This is a genomic window from Corynebacterium sp. NML140438 (assembly GCF_001875725.1).
GTDB lineage: Bacteria > Actinomycetota > Actinomycetes > Mycobacteriales > Mycobacteriaceae > Corynebacterium.
In genome coordinates, this window is the sequence record NZ_MLCQ01000019.1 from 152,826 (window position 1) to 179,476 (window position 26,651).

6 protein-coding genes are annotated in these 26,651 nt (G+C 57.2%); all 6 read right to left on the reverse strand.

From position 1 onward, the window contains the following. Nucleotides 1-312: 312 nt before the first annotated feature. A complete protein-coding gene (locus BJP08_RS06685) occupies nucleotides 313-5,043 on the reverse strand; it encodes a putative Ig domain-containing protein (RefSeq protein WP_071568865.1) in 4,731 nt (1,576 codons plus the stop codon). A gap of 454 nt (nucleotides 5,044-5,497) precedes the next feature. Beyond that, nucleotides 5,498-10,339: a YPDG domain-containing protein gene (locus BJP08_RS06690; protein WP_071568866.1), complete on the reverse strand. Its 4,842-nt coding sequence runs from the start codon at nucleotides 10,337-10,339 to the stop codon at nucleotides 5,498-5,500. 474 nt (nucleotides 10,340-10,813) lie between these two features. Next, the gene (locus tag BJP08_RS06695; protein ID WP_143110039.1) at nucleotides 10,814-12,454 is read right to left on the reverse strand and encodes a hypothetical protein; all 1,641 of its coding nucleotides are present in this window, start codon (nucleotides 12,452-12,454) and stop codon (nucleotides 10,814-10,816) included. Further along, nucleotides 12,420-14,528, reverse strand: coding sequence for a Rib/alpha-like domain-containing protein (locus BJP08_RS06700; protein WP_071568868.1), 2,109 nt, complete (start codon nucleotides 14,526-14,528; stop codon nucleotides 12,420-12,422). The genes BJP08_RS06695 and BJP08_RS06700 overlap by 35 nt, the downstream gene beginning before the upstream one ends. Before the next feature lie 427 nt (nucleotides 14,529-14,955). After that, a complete protein-coding gene (locus tag BJP08_RS06705; protein ID WP_071568869.1) occupies nucleotides 14,956-20,955 on the reverse strand; it encodes a YPDG domain-containing protein in 6,000 nt (1,999 codons plus the stop codon). A 511-nt stretch (nucleotides 20,956-21,466) separates the two neighbouring features. Next, nucleotides 21,467-26,503 (reverse strand): Rib/alpha-like domain-containing protein, encoded by a 5,037-nt coding sequence (locus BJP08_RS06710; protein ID WP_071568870.1) that lies wholly within the window; start codon nucleotides 26,501-26,503, stop codon nucleotides 21,467-21,469. Nucleotides 26,504-26,651 lie beyond the last annotated feature (148 nt).

The following is a 26,651-nucleotide window of genomic DNA, read 5'->3' on the forward strand; positions in this document are numbered from 1 at the left end:
CATTTCGGGCCGGTTCCGGTCGACCAACGCTTCTTTTCCCCAGGTCGCGACGCATGTCCACGAAGAATGTTCCCGGTTTTCAAAATGACCGGGGAACAATCCCTATCTCCCGCAGCCGAGACGTAATACAGACCGCGGGAACCGGTCCTACTTACACCGGCTCGCCCGATCTTCTTGCATCAACGTAGAAAGCTGCCGCCCGCCAGAAACGGCGGACAGCAGCTTTCCCTCTCAAACGGCGCTCAAAGAGCGGTCAGTAAGCGTTGAGCTCACGGCCTCCCCGCAGCGGGGCGGCCCTATAGAGCGTCGTTCTTACTTCTGTTCCTTCACCGGCTTTGCTGGAGAAGGAGCAGCGGTGCCCTTCTTGGAGGACAGCTTCGTCGTCTTGCCGGAGGAACCCTGCAGCTCGAGGTCCTTCACCGAAGACTTCGGACCATTCGGGTTGCAGTTGTCGTAGATGATCGTGCCAGCCAGGATACCGGCAGCGATCAGCACGATGCCCGCGGCGACCATGCCCAGGTCAGCGCCAACGGTGCCCAGCTGTGCGTTGATGCGCTCAACCTGAACAGCCATCTCTGGGTTGAAGATGCCAGCCTGCTGCTGGATGCGGGTGTTCGCGTCCTGTAGCTGAGCGCTTGCCTGCACCGCAACATCGCTCAGGACCGGAATCTGCACCTGGGTAGCCAGGCCCAGTGGCAACAACGCGATCAGCGGCAGGCCAAAGCCCACTGCGCTAGCAATGCAGCGGTTGCGCTGGTCGTCGCTCAGGCCAGGGTTAGCAATCTGGACGTCAACTTCGCCGACCTTGTTGCCGTCCTTGTCGCTGATGATCGCCTTAGCGCCACCGAGCGGGGTGCCTGCGGGGACGGAGACGGTGATCTCGCCGGTCTTCGGGTCGACGTGGACCTTGGAGCCCTTGATCTCGTTGCCGTCCTTATCAACCAGCTTGCCGTCCTTATTCACGGCGCCCGGGTTGTTCACCTTGCCAACGACGTGGCCCTTACCATCTGCAGGAATCTTGCCGTCGCCCTCGGCTACGACGCCGATCGAGTCGAACGGGTTGCCACCCTTCGTGACTTCGTCCTTGTTGCTGACGCCGTCACCGTCGAAGTCGCCGTTCGGGTCAAGGATGGACTTGCCGTCCTGGCCTACGAGCTGGAACTGCGCAGTTGCGCTGTCCGTGGACTTGTCGGCGTAGTTGAAGTCGACGCCTACCTTCGGCTCTGCAACCGGGGTGAGGGCCTCAACAACCTTATCCCAGTCCTGCGTTCCGAGCTTGGCGAACTGCTTAGCCAGATCGTCGTTGCTTGGGGCCTGCGCGGTGACGACGCCGTGCTCGTCGCCGGTGAACGTCCAGTCGGTAGCGTCCTTCGGCTGCGTAACGGTGATGGTTGTGCCTTCAGGTGCTTCCTTCTCGCCGAATGGCTTCTTCGACTGTGCGGACTCACCCGGCTTCACCGTTGTCGACTCACCGTAAGTCGGGTTTTCGACGTTCGCGGTGGTTTCCTTGCCGTTGTCGTCACGGCCAGCCTTGTGGCCGTCGACCGGGACCTCAACCTCAATCTTGCCACCTGGTAGATCGGAGTCCTCGATGACCAGCGTGATCGGACCATCAACATCGGTGCCTGGGGTGACCTTGATCTCGCCAGTCTCCGGGTCGATCGTCGCCGGGACGGTGTTACCGTCTTCGTCCTTCGCAGAGACCTTGGTGTCGTCGCCAGGGTTGGTGACCTTGACACCAGTGGACTGCTCTTCACCAGTCGGCTTGACCGTCTTCGGGTTATCAGCGCCCTCGACGGTGGTCTTGTTGGAGGCGTCGGAGCCGTTGTCGTCGCGACCGGCCTGGTGGCCTTCAACGTCTACGTCGGTGACCAGTGGGCTGTCCAGCGATGGGTCATCAACGGTGACCGTGATCGGACCATCGACGTCCTCACCCGGGGTGACAACAACGTTGCCGTTTTCGTCCAGCTTCGCCGGGATATCCTTCCCGTCCTCATCCTTGGCAGAAACCTTCGTATCCTTGGTCGGGTTCTTCACCTTGATGCCGGTGGACTGCTCGTCGTTCGTCGGCTTCACTGGTTGCTTGCCAGCTTCGTCCAGCCCCACAGCATCGTCTGCAGGTTTGGTGTCGCCGCCAGGCTTGCTGTTCGGGTCGTTCGGGTCAGTGCCGGCGTCGATTTCGTCCTTATCGGAGACACCGTCGCCGTCGGTGTCCGACTTGTTCGGGTCTGTTGGCTCGCCGTTGTTCTTCGATCCGTCGAGCTCTTCCTTGTCGGTTAGGCCGTCGCCGTCGGAGTCACGGGAGGAATCCTTGACGATCAACGGGAACGTCTTCGTGCCGACGGAATCACCGTCGGTGACTTTGACCGTGACGTTGAAGACGGCGTCGCCGTCCTTCGTCACAAAGTCAGCGCCGTTCTTATCGAACTTTGGCGTGCCCGTGATCTCACCGGTCTCCGGGTTGATGGTCAGGCCTTCCGGCGCACCGGACAGCTCGTACTTCGGAGCCTTCAGCGGTTCGTCAGTCTCGACCTTGATTGGGTCGATCTCGTCGTCGGACCAGATTTCCTGCCCCTTGATCGGCTTCACCGTCAGGTTCTCCGCAGCGGGAGTCTCTTCACCGGCTGGAACCTGTACAACAATGGTGTCGGTGATTTCCTCGCCGTCGATGATGGCGGTCACCGGCAGCTCGAAGTTGTAGGCAGGCGCGCCTGCCTCCTGCTTCGGGACGCTGACGGTAGCGACACCCTTCTCATCGAAGGAAACAGTAGTTCCCTCCGGCGCCTTCGACAGATCGCCCTTAAACTCGGTGCCCTCTGGCAGCGCGTCAACCGACTTGCCGTTCAGCGTAAACGCTGGCGTAGCCGTCGCTGTATCCTGCTCTGCAGTGACCAAGGCTGGGTAGTCAACGCCGTAGTTTTCGCTGGCAGACTGCGCAACCACCTTCGTCGTTACTGGTTTCGACGGCTCCTTGCCGGACTCCGTAGCAACCGCCGTGATCTCATCCCCCTTGTTCAGAGGAAGCGCCGACCGCGGCACCGCGGCGGTAAACGTACCAGGGTTTTCCGGATCCTCGCTTGCAACAACAACCGCACCCGTCGGCATCGTGACGGCAACATCGCTACCTGCTGGGGCCTTCACAGTCACCACACGATCAGCGGTGGTTACCGGATCAATCGTCGGAGCGACAGAGTCTTCCAGCGTCTCCGTCGTTGCCGTGAAGTTATCGCCCTTGGTGATCTCCCCGTTCGGGGACACAGCCAGCAGCGTGTAGTTCTGGCCATCTACAAGGCCCTCAAGGTTCGGAATGTGCACCGCGCCGTTCTCGTAGGAACGACGGTCACTCATTGAGTTACGGCCAACAGCATCAGCCTGATCAAAGGTCGGCTTGCCGGTAGCTTCATCTGCGGTGACCTTGTCAGTTGGCACAACCCACACCGTCATCGGCGCAACACCGTTGGTGGTCACCGCAATTAAGCGACCATCTTTCGAATCCACATATTCGGTACGCAGCGCACGCACATCAATATCTGAATCGTTGATGTTGACCTTGTCCTGCGCAATAGTCGGCTCAGCCGGCTTGTAGGAACCCGGTTTCTTCGGGTCCGTACCATCCTTGAGCACTTCCTGACCGTCAGGAATACCATCACCATCGGTATCCGCCTGCGCGGAGTCGGTTCCGATCTGACGCTCGTACTGGTCAGTCAGGCCATCCCCGTCGGTATCGACGACGTTGATGTAGCTGGCCGCAACGGAGTTCTTCAGCAACCGTGGTGGTTTGCCTTCATCAACAGCACCAATATTGACCTTGCGATCCTGGAGGTCGACCTCAATCCAAGAAAGCGCCTCGAGGTACTCACCTTCGGGCTGGTTGGTCAGCTCAAGGAAATTCTCATCCAGTTTGTACTCGATCGTCCACGAGCGGTTCTGCCCCAGCGTCCCCCACAGGATATCGTTCACATTGCCACGCACCTCATCGAAGCGCTTGTTGTCGAACTTCTCACCGTCGTAAAGGAACGAGATCTCAGGGTTGGTTTTGGACGTAGCAAGGCCGGTGTCCTTGTCAAAGCCCATCGCAAACGTCTTGCGGCGATTCGACTTATTTCCATTCACATCGGAGTTATAAATCGTCACTTCTTTGACGTACGGCGCGATCTTCGGATCGAGTTGCTCACTGAACAGCCAAGAGCCTGAGTACAGTGACTGCAGGAAGTTTTCTGTCAGCTTTGCGGTGGTCGTCGACTTGAGGGTGTTATTTTCCTGGTCGTAGTAGAGGTAGTTTGCCACACCGCTCGGGATATTGTTGGCGCCAGCGCCGTCGTAGAGTTCGCGACTCTCAGCTTCAAGTCCGGCCTTCTCTAGCGCCTGCTCCGGGCTGAGCATCAGCGTGCTCTGCACCGAGTTCTTCATCACACGGCCGTCATTGCGCAGCCAGTAGTAGTCGACCGCAAAGCCGCTTTCCGGCACGCCGATGTCGGAGAGCTGCTTACCATCGTTTAAGTAAATCTGGATGTAGGACGCATAGTCCTTACCGGCAGCCCCCGGGAAGCTCTTCGATTCATTCAACGGGAGTGTCCACTCGGACCCCTTCGGGTCACGCTTCTTAAAGGTTCCCTGGGCGTCGCTATTGGTGCCCACCAGCTCAATGCGGGCAATTTGGGAGTAGAGCTCTTTGTCGCGGAACCGAATGAACTGTGCATTCGAGTCCGGATCACTTTCAGATACTCCACCGCTCATGTAGCCCTTAGATTGGCTCCAGTGTGGGACCTTAAACACAAACGCAGTACCGGTTGACTGGCCGTCGACATACTCGGGAATAAGCCCCGCATAGCGGAGGCCATCGGCCGCGCCATTGTCGTACACGCGGCCGGAGTCCGCGGGCACGTACCTACCGGCAGAGTCGGTGATCTGCCCTGGGGCCGCCTGGGCAACATTGGACAGGTTCGGTGCAGCGATCGGCTGAGCGAACGGGGCAACGAGCGCAAACGACAGCGCCGCAGCAGCAATCGACGTGCCGCGACGAGACCTCTGTGGGTTTTGCACAATAAATCCTTTCATTGGCTTTGAAGAACGTGCACCAGCAGCACTGCCAGCCTTCACACCGCTTTTCCGGCGCAAATACAGGCACCACTTGGCTTACAGTTATCCAATAGTAACGATGAAAGGTATGCATACCCACTAGATAATTAGTGCTAGCCCATTGGCGAGGATTACTACCCCCCCCCCCCCCGCACGCAATAACCTAAGAATCCCTAGTAAACCCTTATCGGCACAATATTCAGCCGACGGCGCTAGACCACCCCGTACAAGAACTATCCCCCTACGTGGACCGATGCCCACATCCAGGCCCAGAAACCGCCGCACGCTTCCAGCAACACAAAAGCCGCCACCCGCCATATTCGGCGGGCGGCGGCTTTGCCACTCTCAGCTGCCATTCAGCAGGTGTTTAGCGCTCAGTCTCCCCCCGACAAGGGGGAGACATCGAGGGTGCGAGTGCTTACTTGGTGGATGGAGCTTCCTTCATTGGCTTCGTGGCCTTTTCGCCCTTTTCACCAGAGGACAGCTTCACCTTGCTGCCGGAGGAACCCTGCAGCTCCAGGTCCTTCACAGAGGAGCTTGGGCCACCTGGCTTGCAGTTGTCGTAGATGACCGTGCCAGCCAGGATGCCAGCAGCGATCAGCACGATCCCCGCGGCAACCATACCGAGGTCCGCACCAACGGTGCGCAGCTGAGCGTTGATACGCTCCGCCTGGGCAGCCATCTCCGGGTTGAAGATGCCAGCCTGCTGCTGGATACGAGTGTTCACAGCCTTCAGCTGAGCATCAACCTGTGCAGCGACGTCGCTCAGAACCGGGATTTGAATCTGGGAAGCCAGCCCCAATGGCAGCAGCGCGATCAGCGGCAGACCGAAGCCCACAGCGGATGCGGCACAGCGGCCAGCGTCGAAACCGTTTTCCTTCGGATCGAACGGGTTGAGGCCCTTTTCGATTTCCTTGCCGTTTGGAACACCGTCACCGTCGAAGTCACCGCTCGGATCCAAGATGGACTTGCCGTCCTGACCAACCAGGCGGAACTGTGCCTCGCCCGGCTTGGTGGTCTTACCATCGGTGACGCCGAACTTCGCCAGTGGGTTTGCCACGTTGCCGAAGTCCTTCGTGAACTGCTCGAAGGTCAGCTTACGGCGAGCATCATCCGGCTGGCCGTACTTGCCAGTGAACTGCTTCGTCAACTGGTCCATGGACGGTGCCTGGCCGGTCACGACTGGGCCATTCGTGCCGAACTGCCAGTCGGTAGCACCCTCAGCCTTCGGGTCCTGTGCGTTGATGCCCTTTGGCGTGTAGTCCTTGCCGTCCTTGGTGAAGGACGGGGTAGCCTCACCCTTCGTGCCAGGCTTGACATTCGTCTCGGCTGGGTACTTAAAGTCCAGGGAGTCCAGGCTGTCACCAGGAGCCGGTGCAGGTTTGTCACCTGGGGTCTTCTGGTCTTCACCTTCGCCGTCCTTCGGCTTCGGCTGAACCTCAGCCGTCGACGGGTTACCTGCCTCATCGGTGACCTTGATCTTGCCACCAGGCTTCAGCTCCATACCAGCCGGAACATCAACAGTCCAGTTACCGTTCTCATCGGTAGGCACCGTCTTCTTCGTGCCATCCGGGAACTCAACCGTGACACTCGAGTTCGGACGATCGTCCTTACCCTTGACCTGCTTGTCGCCCTCCGTCACATTGTCAATGGTCGGAGCGGTCTCATCCGGCGTGGAGGTTTCATCGGCAGGGTTAGATCCCTTCTCGATCTCCTCGCGGTTCTTCTTACCGTCACCATCAAAGTCACCGTCCGGATCCAGCAAGGACTTACCATCCTTACCAACCAGATCGAAACCAGCCTTGGCAGAGTTCGACGTACCATCCTCGTACTCAAACTCAACAGAGACGTCCGGCTTCACAAACGGAGTGAACTCCTTCACGAACTGATCCCAACGCTGCTTCTTCGGCGTCTTCTGCAGCTCAGGCATCTTCTCAGCAATCTTCTCGCCAACCTTCTCGTAGGTCGGCGAAGTCGCCGTCACAACACCATCCGTCTGCGAAGTCTCAAACTTCCAGTCCTCCGAGCCTTCAGACGGCGTGCTCTTCGCAGCCTTCACAGGCGCATCAGCTTCACCAAACGGCTTCTTCGACTGCTCAGTCTTACCAGCCTCAACCTTCGTGGCATCGCCGTAGTTCGGGACAAACTTCGCAGCATCGGAGCGCGGGTCAACGATCTTAATGTCGATCTCGCCGACCTTGTTGCCGCCCTTGTCCTTAACAACAACCTTGCCATCCTGAGGCTTCGTACCCTCCGGCACCGTCACCTTGATCTCACCAGTGTTCGGATCAACCTCAACCTTGGCATCCTCAATCGGATTACCGTCCTTATCCAGGACCTCACCCGTCATACCCTCAGTCGGGTTCTTCACCTTGTCATCAAGCGACTTCGGCTTGTTATCAGCCGGAACCACGTCAGTTGCGGTACCCGGAACAATCGACGGAGCAGGCTCAATGATCTTAATGTCGATCTCGCCGACCTTGTTGCCGCCCTTGTCCTTAACAACAACCTTGCCATCCTGAGGCTTCGTACCCTCCGGCACCGTCACCTTGATCTCACCAGTGTTCGGATCAACCTCAACCTTGGCATCCTCAATCGGATTACCGTCCTTATCCAGGACCTCACCCGTCATACCCTCAGTCGGGTTCTTCACCTTGTCATCAAGCGACTTCGGCTTGTTATCAGCCGGAACCACGTCAGTTGCGGTACCCGGAACAATCGACGGAGCAGGCTCCTCAACCGTCACCGTAACGTCGACGTTGTCCTTCGAACCATCCGGGTAGGTCACCTCAACAGGAACCGTGATCTTGTCCCCAGGCTTCTTGTCCTCAGGAACAGGAACCGTGATCTTACCGGTCTCTTTATCAACCTCCACACCGTCAGGTGCGTTCTCACCAGGAGTGAACTTCGTGCCTGCAGGAGGCGTCACTTCCTTACCATTTTTGTCCGTGAACTTCGGAGCAGGAACCGTGGCATTCTCGCCAGGCTTCCCCTTGCCTTCCTCATATTTCGGATCAAAAAAGTCAGCTTGCTTGCCAATCACGATCGGCGCGTAAACACCGTTTGTGGAGCCGTCGGCATACTTCACGCGAACTGGCAAGTTGACTTTGTCCCCTGGCTTCAGCTCTTCGCCGTCGATGCCGTTCGGGCCAGGAGTGACTGTAATCACGCCAGTCGCCGAATCAATCTCCGCCGTCCATCCATCTGGCAAGGCACTCTTGTGCAGTTGGTACTCTGCCCCCTGGAGGCGCTCATCCGACGGGTCAATCGGCTCACCTGTCTTCGAATCAGTGAAGTGTGGCTTGCCAGTAGGTGTCTCCTTGCCGATTTCAGCGAAAGTAGGGTCGTACTCAGGAGTTACCTCAGATGCAGTCTTCACCAGCGCTGTGAAAGAGTCCGCTGCAAGGCGCTTGCGGTTTCCATCGGCATCGATGCCATACAGCGTCGCCGTGTACGTCATCATCTTGTCAAGGTCCTTCGGAACCGTAATTTCACAATTCGGCAACGAACCATCCGACTTCGCTGGCATGCCCAGCGAGTCTTCCTTGTCAACCAGGTTGCCTTCTGCGTCAACCGCCTTGCACGTGTTAATCACGTTGCCGTCTTGATCGGTCCACTCGACCTGGTATAGGGCGCCCGATTCGAAAGCAGGCAACCCCTGCGTAAACGCGTGGGTAGAATCGCCTGGTCGAGCAAAGTTCGTCAACGAATCATATTTATCCACCGCAAAGTTGATCTTGTTCGGCATGAGGACCATGTCCCACGAGCTCAGGTTATAGTTCGCATTCAGTAGGACAGCCTGTGTAGCACGCATGTCGAATTGGTCTGCGGCAGCAGCAGTAGCGATGTTGCTAACACCCCAGGCAGCTGCAGTCAGGCCCTGCCAAACATTGCCGCGCCACGCACCCATATTCGACACACCGTGAGGCAAGTCCGGCGTGTCTACAAACATCCAGTCCCAGTTGACGTGCTTCACGTCTCCGCGAAGTGAAGCCTGGTTTTGGGAGAAGTAACCATCGGAGAATTCGGCGGCAACCGTGCCTGCAAGCTCAGGGGCTACCTTGCCAGGCTTATTCGGGCCGATGCCATACGTACCCTTGAACTGCACCAAGTAATCACCGTTACCGTCAGTTTCAGTAACGACACGCTCAGCGATCCAATCCGGATGCTGTGCAATCTGCTCGTTAATCCATTCCTGTAGCTTCAGCTCATCATTAACATCCCAGCTCGTGCCACGCAAGCTGTGATTCTGGTACAGCGTGCCCTTATTTTCCTCGACGTGCTTTTGGATCTCACGTATGGCCGCATCCGAAAGGTAGGCGGCTACTACCTTCATCCCCTCGACACGACGATCACCAGATGCACTGGCCATAGATTTCACAAAAGTGCTCGTTGTGCCAGTGTTGTAGTTCCAATACGCCTTGCCATAGAGAGAACCACCGTCCTTGCCATTGGCAGCCTTCTCAACGTCGGTCATCTTATGCCACTGGGACTCATCACCGAGCATCTTTTCAGCGTTGGAGCGCTTCACAAACAGCTGGTGAACGTTGAAAACGTTCTGATCAAGCCCGCCCGAACGCCAGTCGGCGCTAAGGCTAAGGTCCGTGACCGTACCATCCGGCGCTGGGCGCGCACCATAGCCAACGAGCATTTCATACTCATTGCGGTCATACCCATCAACCCAGATCTTTACTTTCTGGCCTCGACCGCCCGCAGCGATGTTGTACTGGCCATAAAACTCACGGTAATTGCCTTCAGAGTCGATGAATGGGCGCATGTTGATTGCGAACTCACCATTCTCATCGACCGTGGTCTTGTAGATTGGAGAGGCAACTGCTGGGTTGTCCCCAGAGGTTCCGGGGCTCGGCTTTTCAAACCATTGCGCGTATACAGTCGCGCCCTTGAAATTCTCGCCGATTCCCGAACCAGCTGCTGGCAACGCCTTTCCGTAACCTGCGGACTGCCCTCCTGCACTGCCAGTTGTAGGGTCCGACGTGCCCGGGTACTGGTCGTAAACCATTGCGGTACCCGAAACTGTTTTCTTGCCCCTTATTACACCCGGGGAGTAGATCGCGCCGTAAGGATCGGCACTATCGTTCATCGCGTTAGCTTGCGCATCAGCAGGAGCTTCCGCACCAACAACGGCAGCAGGCTTGTCCTGCGCAAACGCTACCGGCTGCGCAAGTGGCGCAACGAGCGCAAAGGACAGTGCTGCAGCAGCGATCGAAGTTCCACGACGAGCCTTGAATTGACTTCGCATAAACATTCCTTCCATTGGTCTAGTCATCGTAACCACGCCGTACACCCTGAATCCGCGAAATCCCCGCAAAACTCGAGGTCGCGCGGACGGGCAGTAGTCAGATAGTGGTCACCTGCAGGAAATTGTATCAACCGTTGAGGAGTGCGGAAATTTCACGAATCTGCCTTATAACCCCCCGCCAAGGAAGCTACACATCGTAAGCAAGGGACAAAAGAAGTCCTTAGACTTCACTCTCGATACTATTAAGTAGCTCTGTTGAACAATTACCCCCCCCCCCGCGTTTTAGACAAGCGAACACTCTTAAAGTGCAAATGTAAAACACTCGCTAACAGTTATTGAAACAAAAAAGTTGCCACCCGCTACTCTTAACGTAACGAATGGCAACTTTTCTGTTTTCTTACAGTAAGTTTAGGAAAGGCTTACGGTGGACAGTCCCCCTCTTGGGGGGAGTCCGTCGCCGTAGCGTTACCTCGCTTACTTGTCCCCCTTCGGCTTAGCCGGCGTTGGCTTCTTGCCTGCATCGCCCTTCTCACCAGAGGACAGTTTCACCTTGCTGCCGGAGGAACCCTGCAGCTCCAGGTCCTTCACAGAGGACTTTGGGCCACCCGGGTTGCAGTTGTCGTAGATGACCGTACCAGCCAGGATGCCGGCTGCGATCAGCACGATACCCGCGGCAACCATACCGAGGTCCGCACCAACAGTGCGCAGCTGGGCATTGATCTGCTCAATCTGGCGTGCCATCTCCGGGTTGAAGACACCAGCCTGCTGCTGGATACGAGTGTTCACAGCCTTCAGCTGCGCATCAACCTGCCCAGCCAAATCGCTGAGCACCGGAATCTGAATCTGAGAAGCCAGACCCAGCGGCAGCAGCGCAATCAGCGGCAGACCGAAGCCCACAGCAGACGCCACACACTTACCGGTATCAATCGAGACCCTTGCTTCAGCCTTGTTACCAGCACCATCAGTTGCGGTAATGGTGTCGCCAGTCTTCAGGTCAACACCAGCCGGAACCTCAACCTTCCACTTGCCGTCCTTATCGGTCGTGGCCGGGATCTCGATAACCTTGCCATCCTTGCCAGGAATCGTCACCGTAATGTCCTCGCCCGGACGGTCGCCCTTGCCTTCAATGACCTTCGCGCCCGGCTCGATCTTGTTGATCGTCGGCGGCGTGGTGTCACTGTCGGCTGGGTGCGTGCCTTCCTTGACCTCCTGTTCGTTGGTCTTGCCGTCGCCGTCGAAGTCGCCTTCCGGATCCAGCAGGGACTTGCCGTCCTTGCCAACGAGGTCGAACCCGGCGGTCGCCGTGTCTTTCGAGCCACCGTCGTACGTGAACTCAACCTCGACCTTCGGCTTCACGAAGGACTCGAATTGCTTCACGAACTCGTCCCAACGCTTGCCAGCCTCGTGGCTCTTGATCTCCGGGAGCTTCTCGGAGATCTTCTCGTTGACCGTCTTGTAGCTCGGAGCCGTCGCCGTAACGACGCCATCCTTACCAGGCTTAACGACGTCCCCATCCTTCGGACCGAACGCCCAGTCTTCAGAGCCGTTGGACGGCGTACCCGTGGCCTTCTCAACTGGTGCCTTGCCGTCCTTGCCGAACGGGTTGTTCGAGGACTCGGTCTTGCCAGCCTCGACCTTGGTCGGATCGCCGTAGTTCGGGTTCACGATCTTGACGTCGATCTCACCGATCGGGTTCTTGCCTGTGCCGTCGGTGATGATGACCTTGGCATCCTGCGGATCAGTACCTTCCGGCACCGTCACCTTAACGTTGCCGTCCTTACCAATCTCGACCTTCGATCCTGGGATCTCATTGCCGTCCTTATCGACAAGCTTGCCCTTCTCATCACCCTTCGGGTTCTCGATCTTGCCAACGGTGTGTTCGCCACCGTTAGCCGGAACCGTGGAGTTAGCACCGTCCGTGTTAATCGACGGCGCCGGAGGCGTAGCATCCGGATCCTTGATCTCAACCTCAATGGTGTCGATCACGTTGCCATCCTTATCCTTGACAACAACTGTGATCTTGTCACCCGGCTTCGCATCCTTAGACGGAGTGACCTTGATATCACCGTTCGGCAAGATCTCAGCAGTACCAGGACCCTGTCTCAACGGTTGCACCAGCCGGAACCTCACCGGAACCATCCTTCTTCGGAACAGTCACATCCTTACCCGGCGTGGTAGAAGCACCATCCCAATCAGGATTCGTCGGAACAGGAGTCTCCCCCTTGACCGTAACCTTTGCGGTAATCGTCTCACGAGACCCATCCGGATACGTCACCAAGACCGGAATGGTGTACTCGCCGACCTCTGCATCCTCAGGTGGCGTGACCTCAATCTTTCCGTCCGGCGCCACCGTGACCCAGTCAGGTGTATCAATCTGCTTGCCATTCGGATCAGTCAGCTGTGTGACCTGATTGAACGAAGTGCCATCGGGAAGCTGCTTACCATCCTTATCCTTTGGTGCTTCCACCGTCGTGGTCTCTCCCACCTTCGCCTCAGTATCCTTGTACTTCGGCTCAAATTCACCATTCTGGCGAACCTTGTCAACAGCAATGAAGGAGTCCTGAGCAATCACGACGCCGTAAGCGTTGACCAGTTGCGCTACGTAAGTACCTGGAGTTGCAAAGTCCGCGGGAGCCAAGGCACACTTCCCAGCGTCTGCCAGGGTGTTGACTGGGCAGTCTTTACCGATCTGCTTACCGTCCGGACCATTCCAAACGATCTTGTTGTCACCAGAGAACGGCAGTGCACCCGTCAACTTAATCTTCGCAGGCTCGAGGTTGTTGATGCCTTCTGGAAGATCCGCCGGGTTGAGGTAGGAATCGTAATTTACGATATCCAAGGTCGCGATGTCGGCTTGGACCTCAGCGAAGTTAATATTATACCAACGGTTACCGATGAAGCTAGGGATACCGATATTGCCGCCCCAGTTCGGGTTCTCACCTGCATTACCATTGACCTTCTGGAACACAGGGGTCGGGAAGCCACTGAAGGAGTTCAGGACCTTGCCGTCCTTCTCAGCCCAAAGGTAGGTGTAGTCGTTCATGCGGTCGCCGACATCCTCACCCATACGGATGGTGTAACGGCCTTCCGCATCGGTTTCAGCACCAACGGTCTTCAGGATTGGCTCCTTGCCGTTCGCACGCATGTTTTCAATCATGCTCTTGGTCGCAGCAGCCTGCTCACGGTATGGTTTGTCGCCAATGGCCAGTCGCTTGTACTCCGCAATACCTTCATCGGAAAGAACAGAGGCATAGACCTTAGCCCCTTCCATCGGCTGATCGCCATCCCACTGGTACAGCGGACCGATCTCGTTACGGTCTGGACCGCCTTGCGCATCTTTCCAAACATTTCCGTAGTAGGAATAACGTGGCGCCTCCGTTCCTGTAGGCTTGTGCCAGCCCTCATTGTCCATGGAGAAGTTCGGGCTCACCATGTAGGAGTTCGCCTCAGCGCTCGGAGCACGCTCTTCCAAGAAAATGCCGGTTCGCTGCATATTGTTAGCCTCGAGGTAGAACGCTCCGTTTGCGGTACCCTGCGTGACAGGTGCCCACGCACCCGGGACACCGCCACCCGCCTGGCGCACATAGGCCAGGTTATTACCGGTTTCCTCGTTCTTCAACGGGGAATCAACCCAAATACGGTACTCCTGTCCCCTAACGGCGCGGAAGAGGTGCGGCTTACCGTTCACATCGACGAAGGAGTACTCACCACCCGGCACTTCACTATCCGGATGGGAAAGTACATTGCCCTCCCCGTCCCGAGCGCGAAGATCAAAGACATAGTTACCTGAATCGTCACCGAGCTGGTGTGACTTCGTGGTAAAGATCGGGGAAATCGTGCCGTCGCGGTCCTTGAACTGCATGTAAATCGTGGCGTCGTTGATACCCATGGTCCCCTTCAAGGACGACGACCCAGTCGTCTCTTTGAGACCAATAAGACCCGACAGCGTTGCGAAAGCGTTCGTCATTCCGGTCCTGTTCGTGACGTAGCCATTCGCGATGCCGTCCGCTTCAATCAGCTTTGTTGGGTCTGTCGGCGGGGTGACCACAACAGTTCCCGACGTTTCAGCATGCGCAGCCGGACCAGCCTGCGGTACTACAGCTGCCTGAACCGTCGGTGCTACCAACGCAAACGACAACGCTGCCGCGGCAATAGAGGTGCCTCGGCGCGCCTTATATGAGTTTCGCATAGAAATTCCTTCCATAGATGCAAGCAAATTGACTTTCAGTTCACGCGCTAAAAGCCATTCGTTATAAATTGTATCAATCTATAAAGACCGAAGGTTCCGCACAGCAGATTTCTAATTTTCCTGGTCACAGCTTTACAAACGTCACTTTTCCGTCACTATACAGACCTTTCGGCACGCCTTGACTACGATTTGGTACACATACTCATCCCCCCCCTCCCGCAAAAACTGCCACCACCAAGCCCTACACACTAAACAACACTTGTAGCTTTCCCCAGCCTATTGAGACCCATTTCAACGCAGAGAAAAAAGCTGTTGCCCGCCACACACAGTGTGACGGGCAACAGCTTTAAAATTCTTAACTGAGTATTAGCCGGGCGTTATGCAACCCGCCCCCTACACGGGGGTGCAGGGGCCACGGTTCGCCACGTTACTTCTTCGACGTTTCAGCCTTGGAAGGTTTCGCTGGCTGGCCCTCATCATTTGAGGAGAGCTTCAGCTTCTTGCCAGACGAGCCTTTAATCTCCAGGTCCTCGACCGAGGAGAGTGGGCCGTTCGGGTTGCAGTTGCTGTAGACGAGCGTTCCGGCCAGGACGCCTGCGGCGATCAGCGCGATCGCTGCGGCAACCATGCCAAGGTCGGCACCGACCTTGCCCAGTTGGTCGTTGATGCGCTCAGCTTGAACTGCCAGTTGCGGGTCAAACACGCCGATCTGTTGCTGGATTCGTGTGTTCACGTCCTTCAGCTGCGCATTGACTTGTGCTGCCAGGTCGCTGAGCACTGGGATCTGTACTTGCGTAGCCAGACCCAGTGGCAGCAGTGCAATCAGCGGCAGACCGAAGCCCATTGCGGAGGCAATGCACTTGTTCTGGTCAATACCCACCTTCGTCTTCGCCTCGAGACCAGCACCATCCTTGGCGAAGATGTCCTGACCCGGCAGCAGTTGGACGTCCGACGGGACCTTCACCGTCCAGTTGCCGTTCGCGTCGGTCTTCGTCTTGACAACCTTGTTGCCCGGGAGGGTAACCGTGATGTCTTCGCCCGGACGGTCGCCCTTGCCCTTGATCTCCGTGTCGCCTGGGTTGACTGGGAAGATCTCAGGATTGGTGGTGTCCTTGACCGTGACTGTTGTGCCATTCCCGGCCTTGTCCTTCACGGTGATCTTGTCGCCGTGGTTGAGCTGAACATCGCCCGGAACGTTGACAGACCAGTTACCGTTCTCGTCGGTGTCGGTCTCAACCGGCTTCTCGACGCCCGGGATGGTGACGAAGATCCTCGAGTTCTTACGGTCGTCCGTACCGGAGATCGTCGTATCGCCAGGCTTGACCGGGTTCACCTTCGGCGCCTCGGTGTCAGGCACCTCGTCGCCGTTGGCCGGGTTGGAACCGCCCTTGATCTCGTCCTCGTTGGAAATACCGTCACCGTCGAAGTCGCCCTTCGGGTTGAGCAGGGACTTGCCGTCCTTGCCAACCAGTTCGAAGCCTGCGGTAGCAGCGTTCTTCGAGCCGTCGTTGTACTCGAAGTTCACGCTCACCGTTGGGCGAACATAAGGAGTGAAGATCTCCTTGAACTTCGCCCAGCTGCTGTTGATGTTCGGCAGCTCAGCGGCGATCCGCTCGCCGACCTTCTCGTAGCTCGGAGCCTCCGCCGTTACGACGCCACTATCCTTGCCAGTCTCGAAGGACCAGTCGTCGGCACCCTCAGAAGGCGTACCCACAGCATCCTTCACTGGGACGCCGGCCTGACCCTCGAACGGATCGACTACCTCGACCTTGCCAGCCTCAACATTCTTGCGATCACCGTAGTTCGGGGTGTACTTCGCAGCATCCTCGCGCGGATCCACGATCGTCACGTTGATCTCGCCGACGGTTTCGTCGCCACTGTTGGTGATAACGACCTTGGCGGCCTTCGGATCAGTACCCTCAGGCACCGTCACCTTGATGGTGCCGTCCTCGCCGATCTCAACGGTGGAGCCTGGGATCTCGTCGCCGTTGCCGTCGACAAGCTTGCCCTTCTCATCACCCTGCTTATTCTCAACCGTGCCCACAACATGCGGCGTGTTGTCCGCCGGTACGTTGGTGTTCTCAGCAGGGGTGACCTCCGGCTTCGGGGCAACCGTGAAAGTAAAGCTCTGCTTCACTTCCTGGCCATCAGCACCCTTGACCGGCTTGCCATCCTTACCCAGCACAGCCACGGTCACGGTGAACGTGCCGTCCTTCTGCGGGGTACCAGTAATTGTGCCGGTCGCCGGGTCGTACTCCACGCCCTCAGGCAGACCATCAACAGTGACCTTGCCCTCGGTCGGAACGTTGGTCACCTTCACATCAACAGGCGTGATCTTCTTACCAACCACACCCGACTGGTCCTCAATCTTCCCGATCGTCGACGGCGCCGAGTTCGGGTCCTTCGGATCCGTACCAGCGTTCTTCTCGTCCTCGTCAGGGATGCCGTCGTTATCGTCATCCGGGTCAGTGACATCCGGGATGCCGTCGCCATCGGAGTCACGCTGAACCGTGATTACCTTCGTGCCCTCGACGTCCTCCTTATCCTTGGCAGTGATGGTGACCGTGACTTCAACGTCACGCTCTTCCTCATCCTTGCCCCAGTCGCCCAGCTTGTCTGGGGTTCCGGTGACCTTGCCAGTTTCAGGATCAACGCTCAGGCCACCAGGCAGCTTATCGACGCCCACCTTGCCACCAGCCGGCACATTCTTCGCCGTGTCAAACGGGTCAGTCTTCTGGCCCTCAACCACGACCTTCTTGTCCTGGTTCACCAGCGGGTTCGGGATGGTGATGCTGCCGTCCAGCTTGGCCCATGGGCGTGAACCCTTGTCCTTCGGGTTCGAACCCTTCTCGAGCTCTTCCTTATCAAGGATGCCATCGTTGTCGTCGTCATCATCATCAACATCCGGCGTGCCATCACCATCAGTATCCAGCTTGAAATTCGCGTTGACGTCATCCGTGGACTTATCCGGATACGTCACCACAACCGGAACATCAAAGACTTCCTTGGTGTCCTTGTTCAACTTGGACGTATCCGGGAACGTCACCGTAATCTCACCAGTCGACGGATCAATCACAACAACGTAGCCCTCAGGAGCCGTAAAGCCATCCGCAATCGCGAACTCCGAACCCGCAGGAGCCTTCGCGTCCTGACCAGTAAACTTCGGCGCAGACTCCACCGGCGTACCAGGAACCACCAACTTGCCCTCATACGAAGGCACCACCGTATCGGCAACAGACTTCACCTCAAAGGTAAAGCTCGTCTCCACAGGCTTACCATCAACACCCTTGACAGGCTGGCCATCCTTACCCAGCACAGCAACCTTCACGGTCACAGGCTTGTCAGTAGCCTTCTTCGGAGTACCCACAATCTGCTTCTTCGCAGAGTCATAACTCAGACCCTCAGGCAGACCATCAACAACAACCTTGCCACCAGCCGGAAGATTAGTGACCTTCACATCAACAGGCGTGATCGCCTTACCAACCACACCCGACTGATCAGCAATCTTGCCAATCGACGACGGCACAGAATTCGGATCCTTCGGATTCGTCTGATCCTCGTCCTTATCCTTCACACCATCGTTATCGTCATCATCATCATCAACATCCGGCGTGCCATCACCATCGGTATCCAGCTTGAAATTCGCGTTGACGTCATCCGTGGACTTATCCGGATACGTCACCACAACCGGAACATCAAAGACTTCCTTGGTGTCCTTGTTCAACTTGGACGTATCCGGGAACGTCACCGTAATCTCACCAGTCGACGGATCAATCACAACAACGTAGCCCTCAGGAGCCGTAAAGCCATCCGCAATCGCGAACTCCGAACCCGCAGGAGCCTTCGCATCCTGACCAGTAAACGTCGGGGAAGACTTCGTCTCCTTACCAGGAACCACCAACTTGCCCTCATACGAAGGGGACAAGCTATCAGTCTGCGGAACGTTGACAATGATTTTAACGGAAACATCATCAGCGGATCCGTCCTTGTACGTCACCTTAACCGGGACATCAAAGGCCGTCTCTTTCTTTGCATCCTCTGGAATCGTGACGGTGACCTTACCAGTGCCCTTTTCCACCGATAGGTTTTCTGTCGGCAGTGGCTTTTTAGCACCGGTACTATCTGTGTACTCAGGGGCTGACCCCGGCTTCAGCTCAAAGCTCACACCATCCGGCGCGTCAACATTCTTGTTGTCCGTATCCTTAAATCCTGGATTCGGTACCTCTACCTTGGCTCCAGGAATACCTGCCCCATCTTCGTATTCAGGGGTGAAGGTATCCGTCTCCTGAATCACCTTCAACGTGACTTTGTCTGTGTGCCCTGTGCGGAGAGTTTCATTGATCGGCTTGCCTTGGGGATCAACCTTTGACCGCTGCCAATCATAGGTAACAGTGACGTTTTCAAGCACGTCGACGGGTGTGGCCTTAGTCGGAGTACCAGAAATGATCCCCGTATTCTCGTCAAAGGTCAGACCTTCAGGCAAGTTCGAGACCTTGATGTTAATTGGGGAAACGCCCTCTGGCAGTCCCTCAATGGTCTTTGCAACATCTACCGGGCCATACTTTTCATTCAAAGCCCCGTCCGGCAGTGGAGCATCAGTGATGGTCACTGGAATCGTATACGTCAGAGGATTGGACTTTTCTCCCTTAGTCAGGGTCTCCGTCACCTTGACGGGGAAAGTACCAGCCTTGGTAGGTTTGCCCGACAGCGTTCCATCCTCACCCAACGTCAATCCGTCTGGGAGGCTCTCGGCACTGTACTTTGCAGTAACGCCTTCCGGAACGGTTCCCTTGATCTTGTGGTTGTATTCGTCACCTACCGACCCCGGCTCGAACGAGCGGTTGATTACGATGAACGAATCTGCAGCAAGAACCGTATCATCACCAGTGACAAACTCTGCGGTGAAAACATCGCGATCCTTTGCGTCTTCAGGCAAGTCAATTTGACATCCGTTAGCCTGCTGTTCGGTCTCAATGCCCCCACAGGTTTTGATGACAGTTCCGTTCTTCTTCCACACAATCTTGTTAGGCGTGACGGGGAACGGTCCCCCAACATTCAAGGTTGGTTTATCCATCTTCACGCCTGGTATGACATTCGCCGGGTTAGTGGTCATGTCATAGTTGGTGATATCCAACGTGACATTGTGCGTAGGCATGATGGCGAAGTTCACGTTGTACCACATCGGGTTTGCAGCTAGATTTTGCGCGGCAATTGGGTTCGGATTCAAGGTGCCATAAACCGTCGGACTCTGGAAGAGTGGCAACCGCCACCCATTATAACCAGTGGTAGGCGCACCGTCCGCGGTTTCCACATGGCCGAATAGGTAATACTTGGTCTTGTTGGTCAGTGTGCCATCCGGGAACTTCACCGAGTAGTAGCCGTCATCGCCGATTTTCGACTTCACTGTCGCAGCAATGTACTCAGGGTGCTCTTCCAACAATTTCTTTGCTGCCGCTTGCTGCTGAGCCACCGGAAGCGTTTCCACTCTCGCTGCATACTGGCCGACACCCAATGGAGTGAGCACACTCATGACCACGAAATAGCCAGCGGCAGGAACGTCACTGCCGGTCATATCGGGCCCATCAATACGAACATCGCGAGTTTCAAGCCACACACGCCCACCAACGTGGTTCTTCATTGCAGGGTTCCCCGCCTGGGAACCCAGTGTTGGCTCTTCGTCAAGAATCCACTCCGACTTCGGCTTGTGCATGTAAGTAACCGCATCAGAAGTCTGCGTCTTGTTCTGCATGAAGATCGCGGTGCGCTGCATATTCGTACCAATAGTATTAAACGCACCTTGCTGGCTCGCGCCAGCCGAGTTTCTAAAGACACCAGGGTAGAAACCACCCGCCTGGCGGAACATGAATACCGTCTGGTTATTGCGTTCATCCACAAACGGATTAATCCACAACTTGTAGTACTGGCCACTGCTTGCAGTGTATGTGTGTTCCTTCCCATGGACATCGACCCATGGTTCACGCAAATCGAAAGCGTAGGCGCCTGGCCCCGCCTGTGACGTCGAATTAGAGCTTAGTTTGTTGGTAGTCCGCGCGGAATACACCGGAGACACCGCACCATCTGTATCAATCCATTGCATATACACGGTCGTACCTTCAGGTACAGGCTGCTGATTTCCCGCAGTCGTCTCAAACGCTCCACCATCGTCAATGAATGCACGCCCAGACAGCGTCGACTTCGCATTCGTCATGCCGGTGGAGTTAGTGATGTAGCCATTAGCAATCGCGTCAGCCCCAACTGCTCCAGCACCAAAATCCCGCACTGCAGAATCTTGAGGACTTTGAGCTTGCGCCACTGCTGCCAACGGCGCGGGGGCCGCCACTGCATGAACAAATGAACCTGCAATTGCCATAGACAATGCCGCTGCGGCGATCGACGTACCGCGACGAGCTTTATTTGAGCTTCGCATAAAGATTCCTTCCAAATGGTCAAAGCACTGTGACTTTCGCTCGCTGACGAGTACGTCAGCCAAACCTTCATACAAAAGGCAGACAGGGGTCAACAAAAGTCACGACAGGTGGAATTGTACCAATCCAGGACAAATCCAGACTCCACACAAGAAAACTCTAACTATCCAGGTCACAGCGCTCGCGAGCGCCTATTTTCGGCCCACAGATACCTTAAAATTACGCATCGCTACCAATAGGTATATCTAAGTACGCCCCCCCCCCGCACTCACTGTTGGGACCAGTCCATTAGTGATTACGGCCACATGTCACCAAATGGCCATTCCATTCATCCCCATGTTTGGCCCATAAAGCGCCTGTTGCCCACTACGGTGTACGTAGCGGGCAACAGGCATGAAACTCTTAGTGAAGATTTACTCCACCTTCATGGAAAGTAGACCCCTGTTTGGGTGCAGTGACTCTCCCGTGGAGGGCCACCTTGCCAGAGTGTTTGCCTCCGAAGGCTGAGCAGACCTACTCACCTTCCGACGACAACTTCGTCGTCTTACCGGAGGACCCCTTCAGCTCCAGGTCTTTGACAGAGGAGCTTGGGCCGCCGGGCTTGCAGGCGTCGTAAATGAACGTGCCGGCCAGGACGCCAGCGGCGATCAGTGCGATGCCAGCGACAACCATGCCGAGGTCCGCACCGACGGTGCGCAGCTGTGCGTTGATGCGCTCCGCCTGACGTGCCATTTCCGGGTTGAAGATGCCAGCCTGCTGCTGGATACGGGTGTTCGCAGCCTGTAGCTGTGCCTCAACCTGTCCAGCGAGGTCACTCAGCACCGGGATCTGGATCTGGGAAGCCAGGCCCAGCGGCAGCAGTGCGATCAGCGGCAGACCGAAGCCCACAGCAGTCGCTGCACAGGCGCCAGCGTTGACCTTGCCAGCAACCGTGACGGTCTGCGCCTTGTTGCCAACGCCGTCCCTCACGTTGATCTTGTCGCCCTGCTTGAGCTCAACACCCTTTGGCAGGTTCACGGACCAGTTGCCGTTCGCGTCGGTCGTGGCCTCAAGTTCCTTGCCATTCGGCAGCGTGACGATGATCGTCTCGTTCGAGCGATCACCCTTACCGGAAATCTTCGTGTCGCCAGCCGTAATCGGGTTCACCGTCGGCGCGGTGGTGTCTGGCTTCTCGCCGTCGTTCGCCGGGTCGGAGCCGGCCTTGATCTCGGCTTCATTCGTGACGCCGTCACCATCGAAGTCGCCATTCGGATCCAGCAGCGACTTGCCATCCTTGCCGATTAGGTCGAAGTTGGCGGTCGCGCTGTTCGTCGAGTCGTCCTCGTAGGTGAAGTCCACATCAACAGACGGACGGGCGAACGGCTTAAAGGTTGCAAAGAACTTGTCCCAACGCTTCTCGACGTCAGTGCTCTTGAGCTCCGGCAGCTTCGCCTTGAACTCGTCGGAGACGTCCTTCATCGACGGCGCCTTCGCTGTGAGCACGCCGTTGTCCTGCGGGGTGAACACCCACTTGTCGGCGCCCTCAGGCTTTTTCGCCTCAGCGCCCTTCACCGGCGCCTTGGTGCCGAACGGGTCATTGGTGTTCTTCTCGCCATCAACCGGAACGCCCGTCACCTTGTCGTACTCCGGCACGAAACGCTCCGCGTCGGTACCGACAGTGATGGTCGCCTGCACCTCGTCGGTGGAGCCGTCCGGGTAGGTCACAACAACAGTGACGTCGTAGACGCCCGGCTTCGAGGTATCCGGGGTCTCCTTGTACGTAAACGTCGTGCCCTTTGGCAGTTTGTCCGCGTCCTTGATGTTGCCCTTCGCGTCCGGGGTACCACCAGTCTTGACCTTCTGGTTCTGGCCCTGCGGGTCGTTCTTGTCGGCATCGGTCGCGTTCTTCTGCACCTTGACGTTGGCGTTGACCTCGTCGGTGGTGCCATCCGGGTAAGTGACGACGATCGTCACCGGCTTGTCGCCCTCAGTTGAGGTATCCGGAGCCTGCTCGTACTCGAAGGTCGTGCCTGACGGAAGCTCGTCGACGTTGGTCACGTGGTCCTTGGCCTCCGGCACCTCGTTCGGCGTGACGGTCTTGTCCTGGACCTGCGGCTCGTAGGTGTCGGCGTCGGACTTCTTCGGCTGCTCCGGCTGCGGCTCCGGCTCTTCCGTCTTCGGATCCTCCACCTTCACGGTGGCTTGCACGTCGTCGGTAGAACCGTCCGGGTAGGTCACGATGACGGTGACCGGCTTGTCACCAGCAGTAGAGGTGTCCGGATCTTCCTTGTACTTGAACGTCGTGCCCTTCGGCAGCTTGTCCGCGTCCTTGACACTGTCCTTCGGCTCCGGCTTCTTGCCGGTCTCCACCGTCTGGTCCTTGCCCTGCGGATCATTCAGCTCGGCCTGATCCTTAGCGACCTTCACCGTCACCGGCACCTCATCGGTGGTGCCATCCGGGTAGGTCACAACGACCACAGCCTTCTTATCACCAGAAGTGTCGGTCTTCGGAGCTTCCTTCCAAGCGTACTTGGTGCCCTCCGGAAGCTCGTCCTTGTTCGCGATCGAATCCTCGGACTTCGGCTCAGAGTTCTTCGCGACCTCCTGGTCCTGGCCCTGCGGAGCATACTTGTCCGCCTGGCTTTGCACCGTGATCTTAAAGACCTTCTCAACCGGCTTGCCATCCTTATCGACGACCGGCTCGCCATTCTTGCCCAGGACCTTCACGGTCACCTCAGCAGGCTCATCCTTCGGCGTCGGCGTTGTCGGCGTACCCTCAATCTGGCCCGTCTCCTTGTTGTACTTCAGGCCATCCGGCAGCCCCGTGACCTCAACGGAACCACCAGTTGGTAGCTTCTCCACCACCACTGCGATCGGAGTAATGGGTTCGCGGACGGTAACGGTGGCGTCGTCAATATCTTCGATACTCGACGGCGCAGAGTTTGCATCCTTCGATTTCGTGCCGGCCTTCTCCTCATCCGCGTCGTCGACGCCGTCACCATCGTCATCCGCGTCGTCGACGTCCGGCGTGCCGTCGCCATCAGTGTCAAGCTTGAACACCGCCTCAACGGTGTCTTCTGTGCCATCCTTGTAGGTGACAACGACGGGCACCGTGACAACCTCAGCAGTATCATCGGCAGGCTTCTCCGGAGCAGTCACCGTGACCTTTCCGGTCTCGAGGTCCACATCAACCGTGTACCCGGCCGGAGTTTCAAAGTCCGGGTCCTTCTTGAACGAAGCACCCTCAGGACGCTCAACGGCGGTCTCCGTGACGGTTCCGTCAAGCTGCTGGGCGAAGAACTTCGGGTCTGCCGAAGCGGGTGTTCCTGGAACCGCACGCTGCTCATCGTAGGCTGGCTCAACGTCGTCGCGTTCACCTGCAATGCGCACAGGCGCAATCGCGCCGTTCGTCGTACCATCGGAATACGTGACCCGGACGGGGATTTCTTCAATATCACCAGGCTTGAGCGCATGGCCGTCACGTCCGTTCGGGCCAGCCGTAAATGTGACAACACCCGTCTTCGGGTCAACGGCCACGGCCCATCCCTCTGGGATGGCATCGCCGATGACCTCGAATGTCGCACCCTCCAAACGCTTATCATCGGAAGGGACTGGCTCGCCGGTTTCCAGGTCCACAAACTTCGCAGGTTTCGACGAGGTCTCCTCACCAATCCGCGCAGGAGTTTCTTCATACTCCGGCCCGACCTCTGCCGCGATACCAACAACCGCGGTAAATGAGTCAGACCCCAGCGGGATACGTGCGCCGTTCTCATCCAAGCCATACAGCGTCGCCGTATAGATTGTCTTTTCTTTAAGGTCCTCTGGAACAGTCACGGGACAGTCCGGCAGCGTCCCGGCAGAAGACGCTGTAATGCCGTTGCCCTCACCACTCGGCAGCAGCTTGCCCGATGAATCAGCGCCCTTGCACACCTGCAAGACCTTGCCGTTCGAGTCCTTCCATTCAACCTCGTACAACGCGTTCATATCCGCTGCTGGCAAGCTTGCGGTCTGTGCGTACGTTGAGTCACCCTTCCGAGCAAACTTCGTCTTTGAGTCGTACTTAGCAACTTCGAAGTTGATTCGGTTCGGGAACAGCACCATGTCCCACGACGAAATGTTGTAATTACCAGTCCGCAGTACTGCTTGGATACCACGCATGTCGAACTGATCAGCCGGTTCAGACGTCGCAAGGTTCGACACGCCCCAGTTTGTGGACGTCAACCCCTGCCACACGTTTCCACGCCAAGCGCCCATGTTGGACGTCCCCTCTGGCAGGTCGGGAGCCTCCACGTACATCCAGTCCCAGTTCACATGCTTCGCGTCCGCATAGAGGTACGCAGTGTTCGCCGTGAACGTGCCGTCGGTGGCATCCTTCGCGACGGTGCCTGCCAGGTCCTCCGGAACGTAGCCGGCGCGGTTCGGCAAGATGCCGTACGTTCCCTTGAACTGCAGGCGGTATTCGCCGTTACCGTCCGTCGTCGTCGTGACCTTTTCTGCGATCCAGTCAGGGTTTTGCTTAATCTGGTCGCGGATCCACGCTTGGAGCTTCGTCTCGTCCTGGATATCCCAGCCCGCACCGCGAAGCCTGTGATCCTGGAACTCGGAGCCACGATTCTCCTCAGCGTATTTGGTAATCGCGTTCACTGCCTTGTCGGAGAGGTACGCGCCGACAACCTTCAGCCCCTTCACCTTACGGTCGCCGGCAGGGTCGGCAAGGCTCTTCTGGGCTTGCCGACCCAACCCCTGGTTCATGTTCCAATACGCCTTACCTGTAATGGCCCCACCATTCGACCACGGCAACTTCTTTTCCTGCTCCGAGACCTCACGCCAGCCGGACTCTGCGCCAAGCATCTCCTCGGCCTTCGACTTGCGGACGAACAGCTGGTGCGCGCTGGACACGTACCCAGTCGGCGTATTCCAATAGACACCACCCGTGGTATCGATGACGGTCCCATCCGGCATCACGCGCTCACCGTAGCCGCGCACGGAACGGAACTCGCTGCGGTCGTAGCCATCAACCCAAATCTTGATACGCTGTCCGCGCATTCCTGCTGTGAAGGCGTACTGTGCCCAGAACTCGCGGTACTGCCCAGTCGGGTCCAGGTACGGACGCATGTTAATCGCGAACGTGCCATCCTCGTTGACTGTCGTTTTATAGATAGGCGAAGCGACGTTGGGCTCACCACCCGTCACCGACTTGTTAGGCTTCTCGAACCACTGTGCGTAGACAGTAGCACCTTTGAAGTTCGCGCCAGTTCCCGAATTCGCAGCTGGAAGCGCCGTACCGTATTCAGGCAAGCTCGGGCCCCAGGAGCTACCTGGAAGCTGGTCAAACACCATTGCTGTGCCGCTGATCGTGTGCTTCGAACCACTAATCCCTGGCGAATAGATCGCCCCGTACGGATCTGCGGCATTCGCTTCCTCTTGATTCGCGGGCTGCTGAGCACCAGCAACCGCCGCTGGTGCGTCCTGCGCAAACGCAACTGGCTGCGTCAACGGTGCCACCAGCGCAAAGGACAACGCCGCAGCAGCAATCGAAGTGCCACGACGAGCCGAGTAGCTTGTTCGCATATGTTTCTTCCTTCTTCCCGAGGGTCTGAGTGTCCAGAAAGCCATGTCCGTGCCTCTTCAGGCCAACGCACAGACCTTTTCCGAAACTAAACAATATCGCCAGGAATGCGCCGTCCCAGAAATTCTCTCCCCACGAGAAAGCTGCCCT

What these genes read in the sequence shown, in the direction of transcription:
- BJP08_RS06690 (WP_071568866.1), bottom strand. Translation starts at nt 10,339, where the DNA reads ATGCGAAGTCAATTCAAGGCTCGTCGTGGAACTTCGATCGCTGCTGCA.
- BJP08_RS06700 (WP_071568868.1), bottom strand. Translation starts at nt 14,528, where the DNA reads ATGCGAAACTCATATAAGGCGCGCCGAGGCACCTCTATTGCCGCGGCA.
- BJP08_RS06705 (WP_071568869.1), bottom strand. Translation starts at nt 20,955, where the DNA reads ATGCGAAGCTCAAATAAAGCTCGTCGCGGTACGTCGATCGCCGCAGCG.
- BJP08_RS06710 (WP_071568870.1), bottom strand. Translation starts at nt 26,503, where the DNA reads ATGCGAACAAGCTACTCGGCTCGTCGTGGCACTTCGATTGCTGCTGCG.